Source organism: Psychroserpens citreus (genome assembly GCF_055686305.1).
The window spans coordinates 946862-966495 of sequence record NZ_CM145999.1 but is presented as its reverse complement, the minus strand read 5'-3'; the positions used below and the strand labels follow the sequence as shown (position 1 = coordinate 966495).

Sequence of the window (19634 nt, the reverse complement as noted above, 5' to 3'; positions counted from 1 at the left end):
ATAGATTATGTCAGCACACGCAGATACTCACGCACACGACGATCACGGACATCATCATCATAAAGAAACTTTTGTTACTAAATATATATTTAGTCAAGATCATAAAATGATTGCCAAACAGTACTTAATCACAGGTACTATTATGGGAGTTATTGGTGTTTTGATGTCAATTATGTTCCGTATGCAAATTGCATGGCCAGAACAACCCAATGTGCTTTTTGAAGCACTACTTGGGAAATGGGCACCAGAAGGGGTTATGGATGCAGATATTTACTTAGCATTAGTAACCATTCACGGTACCATTATGGTATTCTTTGTATTAACTGCTGGATTGAGTGGTACATTTAGTAATCTCCTAATTCCATTACAAATTGGAGCAAGAGATATGGCTTCTGGATTCTTAAATATGGTATCGTATTGGTTGTTTTTCCTATCTAGTGTAGTAATGGTTATTTCATTATTTGTTGAAGCTGGACCAGCGGCTGCTGGATGGACAATCTACCCACCTTTAAGTGCTTTGCCAATGGCACAGGGAGGATCTGGAGCTGGGATGACTTTATGGTTAGTATCGATGGCGATATTTATTGCGTCTTCATTATTAGGATCGCTAAATTATATTGTTACAGTAATCAACTTGCGTACAAAAGGAATGTCAATGACTAGATTGCCATTAACAATTTGGGCATTTTTTGTGACAGCTATTATTGGAGTAGTATCATTCCCAGTTTTATTATCTGCAGCTTTACTATTAATTATGGATAGAAGTTTTGGTACATCCTTCTTCTTATCAGATATATTTATTCAAGGCGAAGTATTACATTATCAAGGTGGATCACCAGTACTATTTGAACACTTATTCTGGTTTTTAGGTCACCCTGAAGTATATATCGTAATATTACCAGCGATGGGATTAGTTTCAGAAATTATGGCATCAAACTCACGTAAACCTATCTTTGGATATCGTGCAATGATTATGTCGATTCTTGCCATAGCATTCTTATCAACTATTGTTTGGGGGCACCATATGTTTATTTCTGGTATGAACCCATTCCTTGGTTCTGTATTTACATTCACAACATTATTGATTGCCATACCGTCGGCAGTAAAAGCCTTTAACTGGATAACGACCATATGGAAGGGTAATGTACAGATGAATCCAGCTATGTTATTTTCTATTGGATTTGTATCTACATTTATCACTGGTGGTTTAACTGGAATCATCCTTGGAGATAGTGCTTTAGATATTAATGTACATGATACCTATTTTGTTGTAGCGCACTTCCACTTAGTTATGGGTATTTCTGCTCTTTATGGAATGTTTGCAGGTATCTACCATTGGTTCCCAAAAATGTTCGGTCGTATGCTAAACAAAAATCTTGGTTATTTACACTTTTGGGTAACCGCTGTTTGTGCTTACGGAGTATTTTTCCCAATGCACTTTATAGGTATGGCAGGTTTACCTAGACGTTATTATACAAATTCAAATTTCCCATTATTTGATGATACAGCTAATGCTAATGTTGTGATAACAATCTTTGCTATTGTTGGTGGGATTTTTCAATTGGTATACTTATGGAATTTCTTCTATTCGATTTTCTTCGGAAAGAAAACAGTTCAAAATCCATGGAGATCTACAACATTAGAATGGACTGCACCAATCAAACATATCCACGGAAATTGGGAAGGGGAAATACCTCATGTTTATCGTTGGGCATATGACTATAGTAAACCAGGACACGATGATGATTTTGTGCCTCAAAATGTACCATTAAAAGATGGTGAGGAAGAATTACAACATTAATTTGATATTACCCTGAGCACTATCGAAGGGTCTTAATAATATTGAAAAGCCTTTCGTTACTATCGAAAGGCTTTTTGTTTATATTTGAAGAATAGATTCTTTTTAATAAGAAAGGAATTATTCTAAAACGCAAAGTATATAATTAAATGTTACCTTGAGCGTAGTCGAAAGGTCTCTGCTATGAACGAAAATCTAGATCCAACAAACGATAATTTTTCACATGAAGAATTGGATGTCGAAAAAAAATTGCGACCCTTATCCTTTGATGATTTTACAGGTCAGGATCAAGTATTGGAAAATCTTCAAATATTTGTTCAAGCGGCTAATGGTCGTGATGAAGCATTAGATCATACTTTGTTTCATGGTCCTCCTGGGTTGGGTAAAACAACTTTAGCACATATATTGGCGAGTGAACTTAATGTTAGTATCAAAGTGACCTCTGGACCTGTGTTGGATAAGCCAGGTGACTTAGCTGGTTTATTAACTAATTTAGATGAAAGAGATGTACTGTTTATTGATGAGATTCATCGATTGAGTCCTATTGTTGAAGAGTATTTATATTCAGCAATGGAAGACTATAAAATCGATATCATGATTGAGTCTGGTCCTAATGCTAGAACGGTACAAATCAATTTAAATCCATTTACATTGATAGGAGCTACAACTCGATCAGGATTGTTAACATCTCCCATGAGAGCGCGTTTCGGTATTCAAAGCCGACTTCAATATTATAATACCGAATTATTAACGACTATAGTACAACGAAGTGCTTCTATTTTAAACGTTCCTATATCTATGGAAGCTGCTGTTGAAATAGCTGGTCGAAGTCGTGGTACACCAAGAATAGCCAATGCGTTGCTACGACGAGTTCGTGATTTTGCTCAAATTAAGGGCAATGGAAGTATTGATATTAAGATTGCTAAGTTTGCTTTAGAGGCACTTAATGTTGATGCCCATGGCTTGGATGAAATGGATAATAAGATATTAGAAACCATTATCGAAAAATTTAAAGGAGGTCCCGTTGGAATTACAACGTTAGCGACTGCTGTTAGCGAAAGTGCAGAAACTATTGAAGAAGTATATGAGCCGTTTTTAATTCAACAAGGGTTTATTATGCGTACACCTAGAGGACGTGAAGTAACCGAACTCGCTTATAAACATTTAGGTAAAATTAAAGGACCAATTCAAGGAGGATTGTTTTAAATACAACACGTTGTTTATATCGCAAGATTTAAACGTATAGATCATGAATAAAAAAATAGGATTAAAAGAAGCCATATCTATTGGAATAGGTGGAATGGTTGGTGGCGGAATTTTTGCTGTCCTCGGCCTAGCTGCAGCATTAGCCAAAGGAGGAACTCCGATATCGTTTTTAATTGCTGGGTTAATTGCCTTAATAACATCATATAGTTATGTCAAATTATCTCTGAAATATCCTGATAGAGGAGGTACGGTTAAATTTATAAACCAAGGCTTTGGTATAGGATTATTTAGTGGAGGGATTAATAATTTACTCTGGTTTAGTTATATCATTATGCTAGCATTGTATGCCTCGGCATTTGGCTCTTACGCTCCGAACTTATTAGAACTTACAGGAGATAAAGTGGTTGATTCGCATATTTATGCTACCGCAATTGTTCTTATTGCGGCTTTTATCAATTATTATAGTATTGTTGTTGTTGGAAAAATAGAGTCTTACGCCGTAGTCATAAAATTAATTATTTTATTGTCTTTTGTTGGATTTGGTCTTTACGGCTTATTTGGCAATCCGCATTTGGAACAATTATCTCCAGAACATTGGGAATCTCCGTTTAAGTTACTTACTGCAGGAATGGTGATTTTTGTAGCCTATGAGGGTTTTGAATTAATTGCAAACGCTGCGCCAGATATAGAAAATCCTAAAAAGAATATCCCAAGAGCTTATTTTTGGTCGGTTATTTTCGTCATATTTTTATATATCATTATTGCCGCTATAACTGTAGGCTCATTAGCATTTAGTGAGATAGCCACTGCACAAGATTATGTATTGGCCGAGGCGGCAAAACCTATGTTAGGCAAAGTAGGGTTTACCATTATTACAGTAGCAGCATTAATTTCTACCTTTTCGGCAATTAATGCATCACTCTATGGTGGAAGTAAAGTTAACTATGAAATCGCTGAAGATGACGAATTGCCAAAACAGTTTACTTGTCAGCTTTGGAATCAACCTATAGGATTACTTGTAACGACAATCGCTACCATAATTTTAGTAAATACGTTAAAACTTGAGAGCATTTCAACAGCAGGAAGTGTTGGCTTCCTACTTATTTTTTCAATCGTAAATTTTACTGGATTTAAGTTATCAAAAGAAATAAATGGCAAGAAGAGCATTCCTATAGTTGGTGCAATCTTATGTTTTTTAGCCATGATAGCCTTATTAATTCAACACTATTCGGTAAATAAAACCGATGTGTTTATTGCAATTGGGATTATTGCTTTTAGTTTTTTGGTTGAATACGTTTACAAAAAGACAGAACGAAAGAAAGTATCATAAACTATGAATGACATTAAAAACATTAACCAATTATTAGACAAGTGGGGAGATTCGTTTGTAGGTTATTTACCTAAAGTAGCTCTAGCTATACTCGTTGTTGTTGTGTTTTACTTTATTGCTAAAGGATTTAAGATATTAGGTCTTCGATTTTATTCTAGAGTATTTAAAAAACAATCAGATCTCGCTAAGCTTATATCGGTTATTATCTACTTTTTCTTTTTATTATCAGGTGTATTCCTTGCGCTGGAAGTCTTAGGTCTTGAAAGTGTTTTAACTAAATTATTAGCTGGTGCTGGTATTGTAGGTATTGTTGCAGGTTTTGCTTTTAAAGATATTGCTTCTAATGCCTTTGCAGGGTTTTTGCTCAACATGCAACGACCATTTAAAAAAGGAGATTGGGTAGATATTGATGGAACTTTTGGAACTATAGAAGATATTGGAGGCATTACAACATCTATTAAAACGATATCAGGTCAAGAAGTATTTGTGCCTAATCAGCTTATCTATAACAACACATTTACCAATTATTCAACGTTTGGGAAAAGACGGGTTATTTTTAAAAGCGGTGTCTCTTATGGTGATGACTTAGATCTGGTAAGACGTGCTTCTTTGGAGGAAGTAGATAAAATTAATGCGGTATTGAAAAATGAAGTTGTAGATTTTTATTTTACTGAAATAGGCAGTTATTCTTACAATTTCGAAGTTCGTTTTTGGATTGAGTTTACACATCAGAAAGACTATCTAAATGCCATGAATGAGATTGTTATGAGAATCAAAAAGCGCTTCGAAAAAGAAGATATTTCATTAGCTTATGCCGTAACAACATTAGATTTTGGCGTAAAGGGAGGTGTGAATATTTTTGACAAACCTATGCATTTTGAGACTAATAAAAACAAAGTTTAAATGCTAAAGTTCCTGAAAGCCGTTTTTAATCATTTTCTAAATAGTAATACGTTCCAAAAAGGAGCGGCATTGGCTTATTATGCGGTGTTTTCAATATTTCCAATTATCATAATTGTCATATCTATATTGGGTATGGTATTTGGGAAACAAGCGGTGTCTGGAGAAATGTTTACACAACTTAAAGATACTTTGGGTGATACGGCAGCCTTACAAATTCAGGATATAATAAAACACCAACACATTAACCATAATTCTGTATTGACAAGTATTTTAGGTGTTGTAACTTTAATGTTAAGCGCCTCAGGAATATTTAGTCAAATACATAATGCATTTAATAATATTTGGAATATAAAGGCTAAACCTAAAAATAGTATTCTTAGATATTTTACTAAACATATGTCTTCTTTCCTGCTGCTAATGATTTTATTTTTCATATTAATCGTGAGCACATTTGCAAATACTTATTTGATAAAATATATGCCGTTTTTAAGTAAGGAATATAAATTATATGCATTCTATGAGCATGCATCGTCATTTCTAGTTATTTCCTTACTTTTTGCAATCATGTTTAAGTATTTAGGAGATGCCAAAGTAAAATTAAAGCCAGCCTTAATTAGTGGTGTTTTTACAGGTTTATTGTTTATGCTTGGTAAAATAGGTATAGCAATGCTCGTTAGCAGAAGTCATTTGTCAACCACATTTGGATCAGCAAGTATTTTAGCTTTAGTTATGCTTTGGGTGTATTATACATCCCAAATTATATTTTTAGGAGCATCATTTTTAATGATATTAAGTCGTAAATTAGGCTTAGAAATTAAGCCTAATGATAATGCGGTTAGTTATGTTCAGCAAGAAATTGAGAATTGAATATATACAGAACCTAATTATGCCCAAAGACTATTGTTTTAATAATGCCAAATAAACAAAATATACCTACTGTTTCTCTGTATAAATTTTTAAGACATTCTCTAGATATTCTTAAAAACCCACTTCCTTTTCATCATCAAAATTTTGAAGAACAAGGTGATATTTTCCGACTGAAAATAGGATTCAAAACTAGTGTTTATTTTTGTAGAGATGCTGCTTTTGCCGAATATGTACTTCAGAAAAATCAAAAAAATTACGTTAAATCTAAAATCCAAACGGAAGACTTAGCTAAGTATGTAGGTAAAGGCTTATTAACATCAAAAGGTGAACATTGGAAAAAACAGAGAAAACTTATTCAGCCAGCATTCCATAAAAAGCAATTAGCCAATCTATTGGATGTGATTCAAAATGCGATTGTTTCAGAATATAATCGTATAGTGCCTAATACGATAATTGATATTTTTCCTATACTCAATGATTTAGCATTTCAAACTGTAGTTAAATCTTTATTTAGTAGTGCTGCAAATCAAGATGACATTAATAGACTTCAATATATTACTGAAGCTGCTCAACAAATGATGGTTAAAGAGTTGAGACAACCTTATTTAAGATGGTGGTTTAAAGCCAATGGAGAAATTGAAAAGTCTATCTCTTTAACTCGAGAAGCAAGAATGATTTTAAGACGAATTGTGAATAACAGACGAGCGTCTAAAATTAAAGAGAATGATTTGTTAGATATGTTATTAGATACTAGGTATGATGATGGTAGTGCCATGACTGAAGAACAATTAATCGATGAAATTTTAATTTTATTTACAGCTGGACATGAGACCACATCAAATGCGTTGACATTTACAAGTCAATTATTAGCATTGCATCCCGAATGGCAAGACAAAATCTATAATGAAATTTCTGAAATAAAAAAAGAGACTAACGATTTGATGTCCTCTGTTATGCTTTCAAAAATATGCCAACAGGTTATTGAAGAATCTATGAGATTATATCCTCCAGCATATTTTATTGATCGTGTTAATGTTGTCGAAGACCATTTTAATGAGATGCGTTTTAAACCCGGTTCAAATTTATTGTTTTCTGTATATGAAATACACCGTCACCCAAAGCTATGGGAACAGCCTAATACATTTATGCCAGAACGTTTTCATGAAGGTGGTCGCATATTCTCATCACAATATTTCCCATTTGGGGCTGGGCCACGAAAATGTATTGGTAATAACTTCGCTATGTTTGAAATGATTATTGCGGTTAATGAGTTGATTTCAAAATTTAAAATTCATCCAGAGTTTGATAAGATAGATATTACACCTTTAATTACATTAAAGCCTAAAAACGCAATGCTTAGATTTGAGAAAAGGTGATTGATAACAAATCTACATATAGCCAATTTATTAAGTCTGAAGCTAAACGGCTTGGGTTTTTATCTTGTGGAATAAGCAAAGCACAGTTTTTAGAAGAAGAAGCTCCTCGGTTAGAACGTTGGTTAAAGACTAATGCACATGGAGAGATGCGTTATATGGAGAACCACTTTGACAAACGCCTTGACCCAACAAAGCTGGTTGAGGGATCAAAAAGCGTAGTGTCTTTACTGTTAAATTATTATCCTTCGGAAATGCAAAACCCTGAAAGCTATAAGCTATCTAAATATGCCTATGGAACAGATTACCATTTTGTAATTAAGGATAAATTGAAGCAATTATTACAGACGATACAAGATGAAATTGGCGAGGTGCATGGTCGTGCTTTTGTAGATTCGGCACCTGTATTAGACAAAGCTTGGGCTGCTAAATCTGGTTTGGGATGGATTGGAAAGCATAGTAATTTATTGACACAACAAGTTGGCTCCTTTTATTTCATTGCTGAGCTCATTATTGATTTAGATTTAGAATATGATCACGCCGTTACTGATCATTGTGGCACTTGCACAGCATGTATTGATGCTTGTCCCACAGAAGCTATTACAGAACCTTATGTGGTAGATGGGAGTAAATGTATTTCATATTTTACTATAGAGCTAAAAGATAATATCCCTTCAGATTTTAAAGGGCAGTTTGATGATTGGATGTTTGGCTGTGATGTTTGTCAAGATGTGTGTCCGTGGAATCGCTTTTCAAAAGCACATAATGAACCACTATTTAATCCACATCCTGAATTGTTATCTATGACCAAAAAAGATTGGGAAGAAATTACTAAAGACACGTTTAATAAGGTGTTTAAAAAATCTGCTGTAAAACGGACCAAGTTAGAAGGAATACGTCGTAATATAAAATTCTTAAAAGTAAATGATTAATTGATTTTGATGAAATATAAATGTTCAATTTGCTTTATTAATATTTATGAGCGACTCTTTATTTGCTCAGAATCAGTAATCTATTTAAAAAAAAGCATACAACTTGTAAAGACAGAAAATTTTTACAAATTTGTTTTGCACAGTTGAAAAAAGAAATTAAATTTAATATCCCTATAATGAGTTTTTTAGAAAAATAGCAAAAATTGAGTCATTACTAATGTCTTAAGATTAACCATCAAAGCTTATTTTTATGAAAAGAAACTATAATACACTTATTGTTGATGATCATCAAATTATCATCGACACTTATAGAAATGCTCTAAAAATTACAGAAGAATCAACAGATGCTTATGCTTTTAACATCTCTCAAGCCAAAAATTGTGATGAAGCGTATGAAATAGTTAAAGCATATTCTAATCTTGAAGAGCTTGATTTATTGTTTTTGGATATCCAATTGCCTCCTTCTTCAGATAAGAAAATTTTATCAGGAGAACATTTAGGAAAAAAAATAAAAGAACTTTATCCCAAGGCCAAAATTATTGTATGTACTAATTTAAATGATAATTTTAGGTTAAACAATATTTTTAAGACCATTAACCCAGACAGTTTTTTAGTAAAAAGTGATATCGACTTTGGGGACTTAATTGAGGCCATCAAGAAAGTGATATCCAATGATGTGTATTATAGTAGAACTTTACGAAGCTTATTGAGAAAAAAAGCAACTAATGATGTTGTATTAGATGAAATTGATATAAGAATACTTCATGAAATTTCTAATGGAGCACGAATGAAAGAACTACTCAACGTTGTTCCATTAACTAAAACTGGCATAGAAAAAAGAAAGCGAAATCTCAAAAGTTCTTTGCAAATCACTAATAATAGCGATCGTGATTTAATTCTTAAAGCCAAAGAAATTGGATTTATATAAATGTTGATATTTTTTCTTCAAAACGCTCACTTATTGTAAGCATTTTGATTTGCTTGTTTTAAAATAAAAAAAGAATTTTAATGTTAAATATTGAAAACATCCGTTTAGGTGAATCCTTTGTGAAATACAGATTATATTTTTATTTATTTATGGTAACAGTTAGTTGTAAGGTTGATAAAAAAGACACAATCGATTATATTGACTACTATTCATCTGTATATGAAGCAGACAGTCTCTTTATTGAAAAAAAGTATTCAGAAAGCTATAGCATTTTAAAAGAGATATTTGACAAATATGAACCGATAAATATGGATATTTATTACGAGTATGAAACATATTTATCATCTGCTGTGGAACTTGAGAAAACCTCAGAATTATGTGATGATTTAATCACTCTGGTTTCAAAATATGGTTATAATAAACAGAGAATCTTTGATAACCCTAATTTAAAAAAAATAGCAGATAGCTGTCCAGAAGTATCAAAGAAAATTGACGAGTTATATCAAGTTTTTGTTTCTAGTTTAAATTTAAGTTTAAGAAATGAAATGCATTTAATGGTTATAGAAGATCAAAAGTACAGAGGAAATGGAACATATCAAGATAATGTTGTTAATCAAGAAAAAATTGATGAAGAAAATACCAATAGATTAATTGAAATATTTAATGAATACGGATATCCAAACCAAGAACTTATTGGCGATTATTTTGTAGACCAAAAACACCTAATGTTTACAAGTATATTATTACATACAAATGACTCAGTAAGAGAAAATTATTTTATACCAAAACTCCTTGAATTTTTAAAAAAGGGGAAATGTAACCCAATCACTTATGCATCCATGGTAGACCAATTGTATTTGTACAATGGTGAGTCACAGATTTATGGAACGTATTCTAATAACATGAATATTTCAAATTTTGAAAAACTAGATACAACAAGAAAGAGTATTGGGCTGCCAGCTTATGGATATGAAGAGTGGAGGATCAAAAAACTTTACGGGCATATAGATTTTGAAAAACTTAAAGAAGAGTCTAAGACTAAATAAAAGAATTGAGAATAAATATTAACTTAAATATATAAATTATGAAAAAACTAAAATTATTATCTGAGTTTGAGTCTTTTGATGACGTAAAATTATCTGAAAAAGTTTCGACTTCAATATTTGGAGGCCAAACAGGTGAATTAAGAACAGTGAGTTTTTCCACTTGTGATGAATGGAATTGTGCAGACAGTGGTACAGCAACAATGATGGATAATAGGGTTCTTGCTTCTCATGTTACTACTACAGATCAGGATTGTTAACGAGTATTAATATTAATAAAACCAGAAATAATTATGAGAAAATTAAAATCATTATCCGAATTCGAATCTTTTAACGATTCAATTTTAACACCAGAAACACAAAATACAATTATTGGTGGGCAAGTAACAGCTAATTTCCATACTCATAGAACCGAAACATGTGAATGGAGTTGCTATGACGTAGAATCTGTAACCACTCAAGACGGAACTGTAATATCAACTGCTAGAGTAGATACTGATGCAGATTGTTAAAATAATAATTAAATAACACAAAACTCTTATGAAAAAATTAAAATCATTTTCAGAAATTGAATCTTTTAGAGATGCTTCAATATGTAAAAGTAATCAAGTGAACATTTTGGGAGGTCAAACTCTTGACTATTATGCAACGATTACTAGTACATGTGAATGGAGTTGTCAAGATTCTCAAATCGAAACTTATCAAGATGGTGTTCATACCGGTTCTCATAGATTAGAAACGGAGAATGATTGCTAGTATAGCCATTCACGTATATAACATAAATAAAAAGATATAATCATGAAAAAATTAAAGCCATTTTCTGAAATAGAAACTTTTGATGATGTTTCAATTTCTAGAGATAATCAGGTAAATATTTTAGGAGGTCAAACTTCAGATTATTACTCTATTACTGTTAGTACATGTGAGTGGAGTTGTCAAGACACTGAAGTGAGTACACTAAGAGATACTACTGTAGTGTCCACCAGAAGAATAGATACAGAAAACGATTGTTAAATTTAAAACACTTAAATATTGAGTGATAATACTCTCAATAAAAATAATAAACCGCTTTTGGGCGGTTTTATTTTTAATTTAATTTTTAAATAAATGGTTCTAATATTAAGTGAAAAAAATGATTTTTCTACAACCGAAATAATAGATTGGCTGTTGTATTATGACATTCCTTTTTTAAAAATCACTAATACAGATAAAGTCAAAATTGAATGGGTAAAAGATGATATTATCTTACTTAAAGATGGTGTGAAATATCCAGTTTCTGAGTTTAAATCTTATTGGTATCGAAGAGGACAAATCAATGATTTTATGAATGCCAAAAGTAATGACCCTTTTATTGATTTGATAAACATTGAACATATTAAATTAAAAGAATTTCTGTATTATAAACTGTCTAAAATTAAAAAGATTAATTCAATTGAAAGGTCAGACGTTAATAAACTAATTGTGTCTTCTGTGGCAAGAGAAGTAGGTTTGTTGGCTGCAGATGATTATATAGTTAATTCAAAAAAAGAGCTTCTTAAAATAATTGATAATAAAAATAAATTCTCTACAAAATCTATTAGTGGGCACGCTATACATGTTTTTGATAACTTATGCTCCTACTATTATACTGTCCTAGTTGATAAAGAAAAAATTGAAAACAATTATGATGATACTTTTTTCCCATCTTTAGTACAATCTTATATTGAAAAAAAGTATGAACTAAGAGTTTTCTATTTAAATAATAAAATGTATTCAATGGCAATTTTTTCACAAAATGATTCTCAAACTTCTATTGATTTTAGAAATTATAATAGAGTAAAACCAAATAGAACAGTACCATTTAAGTTGCCATTTGAGATTGAAAAAAAACTAAACCTTTTAATGAAAAAACTAAATATTAATTGTGGTTCAATTGATATTATTGTTACTCCAAAAGATGAGTATTATTTCTTAGAATTGAATCCTATTGGTCAATTTGGAATGGTCTCTAAACCTTGCAACTATAACTTAGAGAAAATCTTGACCGATGAATTAATAAATTACATAGAATGAATTCAGAAAAAAAAATAAAAAATCAGGTAATTAAAAATAAAGCCAACTACCCAATTGGGCTCAATGATTTAGTTATCAAACCCATTGATAAGACCAAATTCACAAAAGTGATAAAAGTAGATTTATATGAAACAGATAGGTACCCTGTTCACACATTTTATAAACATATAACACGATTCTTATAATGTTTGAAAGTAATAACTACCTCATACTTTTTGCAAATTGTATTCCCGTGAAAGGTCCTAAAAGAAGTGTGATTTGCGACTTGCAAAATAACCAGTATAAATATATACCTAATGATTTGTACGATATTTTAGTTCGTCCAAAAATTTCATTAAAATCTTTATTAATTGAATATGAAAATGAGAATGAAAGTGTATTGACCGAGTATGTTAATTTTATTTTGGAGCAAGGGCTTGGTTTTTTAGGAACCGATAAAGATTTAGAAAGATTACCGCATTTGAATTTAGAATTTAATACTCCTGCCTATATCACAAATATGATTTTAGAACTAAATAATAATTCTAAATATCTAAATAAAGATGTAGTATCACAAATTCAAACCTTAGGATGTAAGAACGTAGAAATATTTATTTATGACCAATTAGATATTGAAAATGTTATATCAATTCTAGAACTCTTCAAAAAATCAATAGTTAAGTCTATTGCCTTGTACGTCAAATTTAATGATCAAATAGATAAATCAGAATTGGAGAGATTAAGTGTGAGGTTCATGCAATTAACTCTTTTAGTATTTCATAGTTCACCAGAGAATTCAGTAAGTGAACTTGAACTGTTAAAAGTAGTTTATACATCAAAGATAATTAAAGATTTCTCTCATTGCGGAATTATAAATCAAACCTATTTTAGTGCAAATGTTGAGAAGTTTACTGAGTCTAAAAATTATAACTCTTGTCTTTACAAGAAAATTTCAATTGATGTTAATGGTAATGTTAAGAATTGTCCAGCACTTCCTTCTGAGTTTGGGAATATTTCATCAACTAAACTAAAAGATATTGTGGTTAATAATAAAAACTTTAAAAAGTTTTGGAACATTACCAAAGACTTAATAAGCACCTGTAAAGATTGTGAATTTAGATACATGTGTACTGATTGTAGGGCTTATGTAGAGAATACTGAAGATCATTATTCGAAACCTTTAAAATGCGGATATGACCCTTACACTAATAAATGGGAAGAATGGAGTACAAATACCTTAAAACAGGAGGCTATTAAACATTATGGACTACAAGATTTGATTAAAAACAATGATTAGCTTTCCAAACTATAAACAAGCCGATTTTAAAGATTGTGGTGCAACTTGTTTAAAAATAGTAGCCAAACATTACAAAAAAAGTATTTCCATTCAAGGTTTAAGGTCTCTTACCGAAACAACTAGGGAAGGAAGTAGTCTATTAGGTTTGAGTGAGGCATCTGAAAATTTAGGTTTCAGGAGTCTAGGAATAAAAGTGTCATTAGAGCGTTTGCAGGAAGCACCATTGCCTTGTATTTTACATTGGAACCAAAATCATTATGTAGTCTTATATAAAATCAAAAAAAATATATTTTATATTTCTGATCCAGCTCATGGTTTATTGAAATACTCAAAAGAAGAGTTTCTAAAACAATGGATTGGCAATAATGCCAGTGATGATACAGAAGAGGGAATTGCACTATTACTAGAACCTACTCCAAAATTTTATAATTCAGATTTTGATTCAAATAACATTGAGTTTGGTTTTAAATTCCTTGCGAAGTATATTTTTAAATATAAACGATTTTTATGGCAACTTGTAATTGGGTTAATTGCCGCTAGTTTATTACAAGTTATTTTTCCTTTTCTTACTCAAAATATAGTAGATATAGGTATTAAAAATCAAGATATACACTTTATCTATTTAATCTTATTTGCTCAATTAGCATTGTTTATTGGTAAGACAGCGATTCAAGTTATTAGAAGCTGGATATTATTGCATTTAAGTACACGTATCAATATCTCTTTGGTTTCCGATTTTTTCATCAAACTTATGAACCTCCCAATCGCTTACTTTGACACTAAAATGACGGGAGATATATTACAGCGAATAAATGACCATAAGCGCATTGAGAGAATATTAACTACCTCATCATTAAGTGTTCTATTTTCAATGGTTAATTTGATCGTGTTTAGTTTTGTTCTTTCCTATTATAGCTTAAAGCTATTTGGTATTTTTCTATTAGGAAGTTTTCTTTATTTTTTATGGATTATTATTTTCTTAAAGAAGCGTAGAGATTTAGATTATAAACGTTTCTCTGAGGTGAGTCAAGAACAAAGTAAAGTGATTGAACTTATCAATGGAATGCAAGAAATAAAACTACACAATGCAGAAAAACAAAAACGCTGGTCTTGGGAATTTGTTCAAGCTCGATTATTTAAAGTTTCCATAGAAGGATTAGTCCTTGAACAATATCAAAGTGTGGGTTCTGGTTTTATTAACGAGTTGAAGAATATTTTAATTACTGTATTATCCGCGAAATTCGTAATTGATGGAGATATTACTCTAGGTATGATGTTGGCTATCAGTTATATTGTTGGTCAATTAAATTCGCCAATTGCCCAATTAATTAATTTTGTTAGAGAGGTTCAAGATGCAAAGATTTCATTAGACAGATTAGCAGAAATTCATAATAAAGAAGATGAAGAGCAACAAAATATTAAAAAAATCACTGATATTCCATTAGATGCAAGTTTGATACTGTCTAAAGTGTCTTTTAGATATATTGGTTCAGATAACATGGTTTTAAAAGGATTGGACTTAGAGATTCCAGCTAATAAAGTCACAGCAATTGTTGGTGTGAGCGGAAGTGGTAAAACTACATTAATGAAATTGCTACTAAAGTTTTATGATCTTAATAATGGTCAGATAAAAATTGGTAATTATGATTTACAACATGTATCACAAAAAACCTGGCGACATCAATGTGGAGTGGTGATGCAAGAAGGATATATTTTTAATGATACAATAGCCAATAATATTGCTGTTGGAGAAGACTACATAGATAAAAAGAAATTAGCACATGCAGTCGATGTAGCTAATATTAAAGAATTTATTGAAAGCTTACCATTATCATACAATACTAAAATTGGGATGGAAGGGGTTGGTGTAAGTACAGGACAAAAACAACGTTTATTAATAGCAAGAGCTGTTTATAAAAATCCAAATCTTTTATTTTTTGATGAAGCAACCTCCGCCTTAGACGCCAACAATGAGAAAGTAATAATGAGTAAACTAAATACTTTCTTTGAAAACAAAACAGTTGTAGTTATTGCTCATAGGTTAAGTACAGTAAAAAACGCTCATCAAATAGTTGTATTGGATAATGGAAAAATTGTAGAAGTTGGTAATCACGAAACGTTGGTAAAACGAAAAGGGGATTATTATAATTTAGTGAAAAATCAATTAGAATTAGGTAATTAGTATGTCAGAAAAATTGGACGATTTAAAGCTGAGAAGCGAAGAGGTGCAAGAGATATTAACTCGTGTTCCTCATTGGATGATTCGATGGGGTAATGTTTTATTCTTATCACTGATACTCTTGTTATTATTTATTTCTTGGTTTGTGAAATATCCAGATATAATTTCTTCCAAAGCTTTACTCACAACACTAGTTCCTCCTCAAAAAGAATATGCCAAAACAACTGGGAAATTATCTGCAGTTTTAGTTACAGATAATGAAAAGGTAACAAGTTCACAACCTTTAGCAATAATTGAAAACACCTCCAATTATAATGATGTTTTTAAACTCAAAAGAATAATAGATACAATTACTATAAATAATAAAACATTTAATTTCCCAGTAGATAGTATTCCGGTTTTGTTTTTAGGTAATATAGACGCTCAATTTGCATTGTTTGAAAATAATTATATTCAATATATCCTTAATAAGGAATTGCAACCATTTTCTAATGAATCAATTGCGAATAGATATTCGATCTCAGAATTAAATAGAAGATTGCAAAGTTTGAAATCGCAAAAGGAAATTAATAGAACAGAACTGGAGTTTAAAAATAAAGACTTATTGCGCAATAAGGCGTTATTCGAAAAGGGCGTAATTTCAGCTCAAGCTTATGAGAACAAACAATTAGAATATGCTCAGGCTGAACGAAATTATAAAAACTTCGAATCCTCTATTTCTCAAATTCGTGAAGGATTAAGTAACGCCAGGAGAACAAATAAAGGTACCGAGATTAACAGAATAAAGGAGGAAATGATATTGTTGAAAAATGTTATTCAATCATTTAATCAACTCAAAAAAGCAATTAAAGATTGGGAACAGCAATATGTTTTAAGCTCCGATATAGATGGCAAGGTTTCTTTTTTGAATTTTTACAGCATTAATCAAACTGTTAACCAAGGTGATTTGGTGTTTACTATAATTCCTAAGGAATACTCTTCATATATTGCAAAACTAACAACACCTTCCCAAAATTTTGGAAAAGTTAAGTTAGGACAAAAAGTGAATATCAAATTAGAAAATTATCCAGAAGCAGAATTTGGCGTATTGATTGGTGAAATACAACATGTTTCGGTAATTCCAGATGATGAAGGTAATTACGTAGTAGATGTTTTGTTACCAGAAGAACTAATAACTTCTTACAATAAAAAAATTGACTTCAAACAGGAAATGCGAGGTTCAGCTGAAATCATTACTGAAGATTTGAGATTGATTGAACGATTCTTCTATCAATTTCGACAAGTTTTGAGTCGTTAACCTAATTAGAAAACAAAGGCTCTATCTTATTTCATTTCTCATAAAACATGTACCTTTGTAATTCGGTTTGTCCACAGGTATAATTACAAATTGATTAATTCACATAGTATATGAGCAAACAAAGTAAGCGCAGAGAAGCTTTAGTGTATCATGCAAAGCCAACACCTGGAAAAATTCAGGTAGTTCCTACAAAAAAGTATGCCTCCCAACGAGATTTATCTTTAGCCTATTCACCTGGTGTTGCAGAACCATGTTTGGAAATTGAAAAAGATAAAAACAATGTGTATCGATATACAGCTAAAGGTAATTTAGTAGCTGTTATTTCAAATGGAACTGCTGTGTTAGGTTTAGGGAATATTGGTCCTGAAGCATCTAAGCCTGTTATGGAAGGCAAAGGCTTATTGTTTAAAATATTTGCTGATATAGATGTCTTTGATATTGAAGTCGATACCGAAAACATTGACGAATTTATTGAAACCGTTAAAAATATTGCCCCAACTTTTGGAGGAATTAATCTTGAAGATATTAAAGCTCCCGAAGCTTTTGAAATTGAACGTCGTTTGAAGGAAGAATTAGATATTCCTGTTATGCATGACGATCAACACGGTACAGCAATTATTTCTGCAGCAGCATTATTGAATGCTCTTGAAATAGCAGGGAAAAATATAGAGGATGTTAGTATTGTTATTAGTGGCGCAGGAGCCGCAGCAATTTCTTGTTCTAGACTGTACCAAGCTTGTGGCGCTAAGCGTGAGAATATGGTTATGTTAGATAGCAAAGGTGTGATAAGAGCGGATCGAGAAAACTTAACCAAGGAGAAAGCCGAATTCGCAACACATAGAAAAATAGATACTCTCGAAGAGGCTATGAGTAATGCCGATGTATTTATTGGGTTATCAATGGCAGATATCGTTGAGCCAGAAATGTTAATGTCTATGGCAAAAAATCCAGTGGTATTTGCTATGGCTAATCCTAATCCAGAAATAAAATATCAACTAGCTGTTGATACACGAGATGATATTATTATGGCCACAGGTAGAAGTGATCATCCTAACCAAGTGAATAATGTACTTGGGTTTCCATTTATTTTTAGAGGAGCTTTAGATGTAAGAGCCACTAAAATTAATGAAGCCATGAAAATGGCTGCAGTTCATGCTTTAGCAAAATTGGCTAAAGAACCGGTGCCAGAACAGGTAAACATTGCTTATGGAGAAACACGATTAACTTTTGGTAAAGATTATATCATTCCTAAGCCTTTTGATCCAAGATTAATTGCTGAAGTCCCACCAGCTGTTGCAAAAGCCGCAATGGAAAGTGGTGTTGCCCAAGAACCTATTGAAGATTGGGAAAAATATAAAGACGAATTGTTAGAACGTTTAGGTTCTGATAATAAAATTGTAAGACTTTTATTAAATCGAGCCAAACTGAATCCTAAGCGTGTTGTTTTTGCCGAAGCCGATCATTTAGATGTGCTGAAAGCTGCGCAAATTGTATATGATGAAGGTATTGCCATTCCGATTCTTTTAGGGAGACGAGATAAAATTTTAAGCTTAATGGAAGAGATTGAGTTTGAAGCCAATTTAGAGATTATCGACCCTAAAACTGATGAGCAAGAAGCACAAAAAAATGAATACGCTAGAGTGTATTGGGAACAGCGTAAACGTAAAGGAGTCACCTTGTATTCTGCCCAAAAAGTTATGCGAGAGCGTAACTATTATGCTGCTATGATGGTTAATCAAGGTGATGCTGATGCTCTAATTTCTGGGTATTCTCGAAGTTATCCATCGGTAGTGAAGCCAATGTTAGAGCTTATTGGATTAGCACCAGGATCTACTAGAATTGCAACGACTAATGTGATGATGACACAGCGAGGACCTATGTTTTTGAGCGATACTTCAATAAATATAAATCCTTCAGCAAATGCCTTAACGCGAATTGCACAAATGACAGCAGGTGTCGTAAAAATGTTTGGAATGGAACCTGTTATGGCTATGATTTCTTATTCTAATTTTGGATCGTCAAAAGATCAAACTGCGACCAAAGTTAGAGAAGCTGTTGAGTATTTACACAAAAGGCATCCAAATCTAGTTGTTGATGGAGAACTACAAACCGATTTCGCTCTTAATAAAGAAATGCTACAAGATATATTTCCGTTTTCCAAATTAGCAGGACGAAAAGTAAATACATTAATATTTCCAAATTTAGAATCGGCAAATATTACGTACAAATTGCTTAAAGAATTAAATAAAGCAGATTCTATTGGGCCAATTATGATGGGTATGAAAAAACCAGCACATATTCTCCAGTTAGATGCAAGTGTTGACGAAATTGTAAACATGACTGCTATTGCTGTAATTGATGCACAGCAAAAGGAGAAAAGAAGAACCTCATAAGCCTACTGTTTTACCTATGCATTCACCTTTGAAATGTAAATAATTTTATTACATTTG

Annotated in this window: 19 protein-coding genes; all 19 read left to right on the top strand. The window is 31.8% G+C overall.

The features are described from left to right. Nucleotides 1–7 precede the first annotated feature (7 nt). The 19 genes from ACTU6T_RS04395 (at nucleotide 8) to ACTU6T_RS04305 (ending at nucleotide 19577) form a co-directional block, all read left to right on the top strand. A complete protein-coding gene (locus ACTU6T_RS04395; protein WP_460220047.1) occupies nucleotides 8–1801 on the top strand; it encodes a cytochrome c oxidase subunit I in 1794 nt (597 codons plus the stop codon). Between the two features lie 180 nt (nucleotides 1802–1981). Then, nucleotides 1982–3004: a Holliday junction branch migration DNA helicase RuvB gene (gene ruvB, locus ACTU6T_RS04390; RefSeq protein WP_460220046.1), complete on the top strand. Its 1023-nt coding sequence runs from the start codon at nucleotides 1982–1984 to the stop codon at nucleotides 3002–3004. Between the two features lie 43 nt (nucleotides 3005–3047). After that, on the top strand, nucleotides 3048–4334 hold the full coding sequence (locus tag ACTU6T_RS04385; protein ID WP_460220045.1) for an APC family permease: 1287 nt from the start codon (nucleotides 3048–3050) through the stop codon (nucleotides 4332–4334). Between the two features lie 3 nt (nucleotides 4335–4337). Further along, nucleotides 4338–5237: a mechanosensitive ion channel family protein gene (locus tag ACTU6T_RS04380; protein WP_460220044.1), complete on the top strand. Its 900-nt coding sequence runs from the start codon at nucleotides 4338–4340 to the stop codon at nucleotides 5235–5237. Next, nucleotides 5238–6104: a YihY/virulence factor BrkB family protein gene (locus ACTU6T_RS04375; protein WP_460220043.1), complete on the top strand. Its 867-nt coding sequence runs from the start codon at nucleotides 5238–5240 to the stop codon at nucleotides 6102–6104. A 44-nt stretch (nucleotides 6105–6148) separates the two neighbouring features. Next, on the top strand, nucleotides 6149–7480 hold the full coding sequence (locus ACTU6T_RS04370) for a cytochrome P450 (protein WP_460220042.1): 1332 nt from the start codon (nucleotides 6149–6151) through the stop codon (nucleotides 7478–7480). Further along, a complete protein-coding gene (queG, locus tag ACTU6T_RS04365; protein WP_460220041.1) occupies nucleotides 7477–8409 on the top strand; it encodes a tRNA epoxyqueuosine(34) reductase QueG in 933 nt (310 codons plus the stop codon). Before ACTU6T_RS04370 ends, queG begins: the two co-directional genes overlap by 4 nt. Before the next feature lie 250 nt (nucleotides 8410–8659). Then, nucleotides 8660–9337, top strand: a complete 678-nt coding sequence (locus ACTU6T_RS04360) for a response regulator (RefSeq protein WP_460220040.1) — start codon at nucleotides 8660–8662, stop codon at nucleotides 9335–9337. Between the two features lie 80 nt (nucleotides 9338–9417). After that, nucleotides 9418–10383 carry a DUF6624 domain-containing protein gene (locus ACTU6T_RS04355; protein WP_460220039.1) on the top strand — a complete coding sequence of 322 codons (966 nt, stop codon included), beginning with the start codon at nucleotides 9418–9420 and terminating at the stop codon, nucleotides 10381–10383. A gap of 38 nt (nucleotides 10384–10421) precedes the next feature. Further along, nucleotides 10422–10640, top strand: coding sequence for a grasp-with-spasm system A modified peptide (locus tag ACTU6T_RS04350; RefSeq protein WP_460220038.1), 219 nt, complete (start codon nucleotides 10422–10424; stop codon nucleotides 10638–10640). 33 nt (nucleotides 10641–10673) lie between these two features. Then, nucleotides 10674–10892, top strand: coding sequence for a hypothetical protein (locus ACTU6T_RS04345; RefSeq protein ID WP_460220037.1), 219 nt, complete (start codon nucleotides 10674–10676; stop codon nucleotides 10890–10892). A gap of 28 nt (nucleotides 10893–10920) precedes the next feature. Then, entirely contained in the window at nucleotides 10921–11136 is a 216-nt protein-coding gene (locus ACTU6T_RS04340) for a hypothetical protein (RefSeq protein ID WP_460220036.1), read from the top strand. 42 nt (nucleotides 11137–11178) lie between these two features. Continuing rightward, the gene (locus ACTU6T_RS04335; RefSeq protein WP_460220035.1) at nucleotides 11179–11394 is read left to right on the top strand and encodes a hypothetical protein; all 216 of its coding nucleotides are present in this window, start codon (nucleotides 11179–11181) and stop codon (nucleotides 11392–11394) included. 93 nt (nucleotides 11395–11487) lie between these two features. Then, nucleotides 11488–12432, top strand: coding sequence for a grasp-with-spasm system ATP-grasp peptide maturase (gene gwsG, locus ACTU6T_RS04330; RefSeq protein ID WP_460220034.1), 945 nt, complete (start codon nucleotides 11488–11490; stop codon nucleotides 12430–12432). Further along, nucleotides 12429–12617 (top strand): hypothetical protein, encoded by a 189-nt coding sequence (locus ACTU6T_RS04325; protein ID WP_460220033.1) that lies wholly within the window; start codon nucleotides 12429–12431, stop codon nucleotides 12615–12617. The genes gwsG and ACTU6T_RS04325 overlap by 4 nt, the downstream gene beginning before the upstream one ends. After that, nucleotides 12617–13708 (top strand): grasp-with-spasm system SPASM domain peptide maturase, encoded by a 1092-nt coding sequence (gene gwsS, locus ACTU6T_RS04320; RefSeq protein WP_460220032.1) that lies wholly within the window; start codon nucleotides 12617–12619, stop codon nucleotides 13706–13708. Before ACTU6T_RS04325 ends, gwsS begins: the two co-directional genes overlap by 1 nt. Next, nucleotides 13701–15890, top strand: a complete 2190-nt coding sequence (locus tag ACTU6T_RS04315) for a peptidase domain-containing ABC transporter (RefSeq protein WP_460220031.1) — start codon at nucleotides 13701–13703, stop codon at nucleotides 15888–15890. The genes gwsS and ACTU6T_RS04315 overlap by 8 nt, the downstream gene beginning before the upstream one ends. A gap of 1 nt (nucleotide 15891) precedes the next feature. After that, complete coding sequence (locus ACTU6T_RS04310; RefSeq protein ID WP_460220030.1) at nucleotides 15892–17184, top strand: HlyD family secretion protein; 1293 nt, start codon at nucleotides 15892–15894, stop codon at nucleotides 17182–17184. Nucleotides 17185–17294: 110 nt separating this feature from the next. After that, nucleotides 17295–19577 carry an NADP-dependent malic enzyme gene (locus ACTU6T_RS04305; protein WP_460220029.1) on the top strand — a complete coding sequence of 761 codons (2283 nt, stop codon included), beginning with the start codon at nucleotides 17295–17297 and terminating at the stop codon, nucleotides 19575–19577. Nucleotides 19578–19634: the final 57 nt, after the last annotated feature.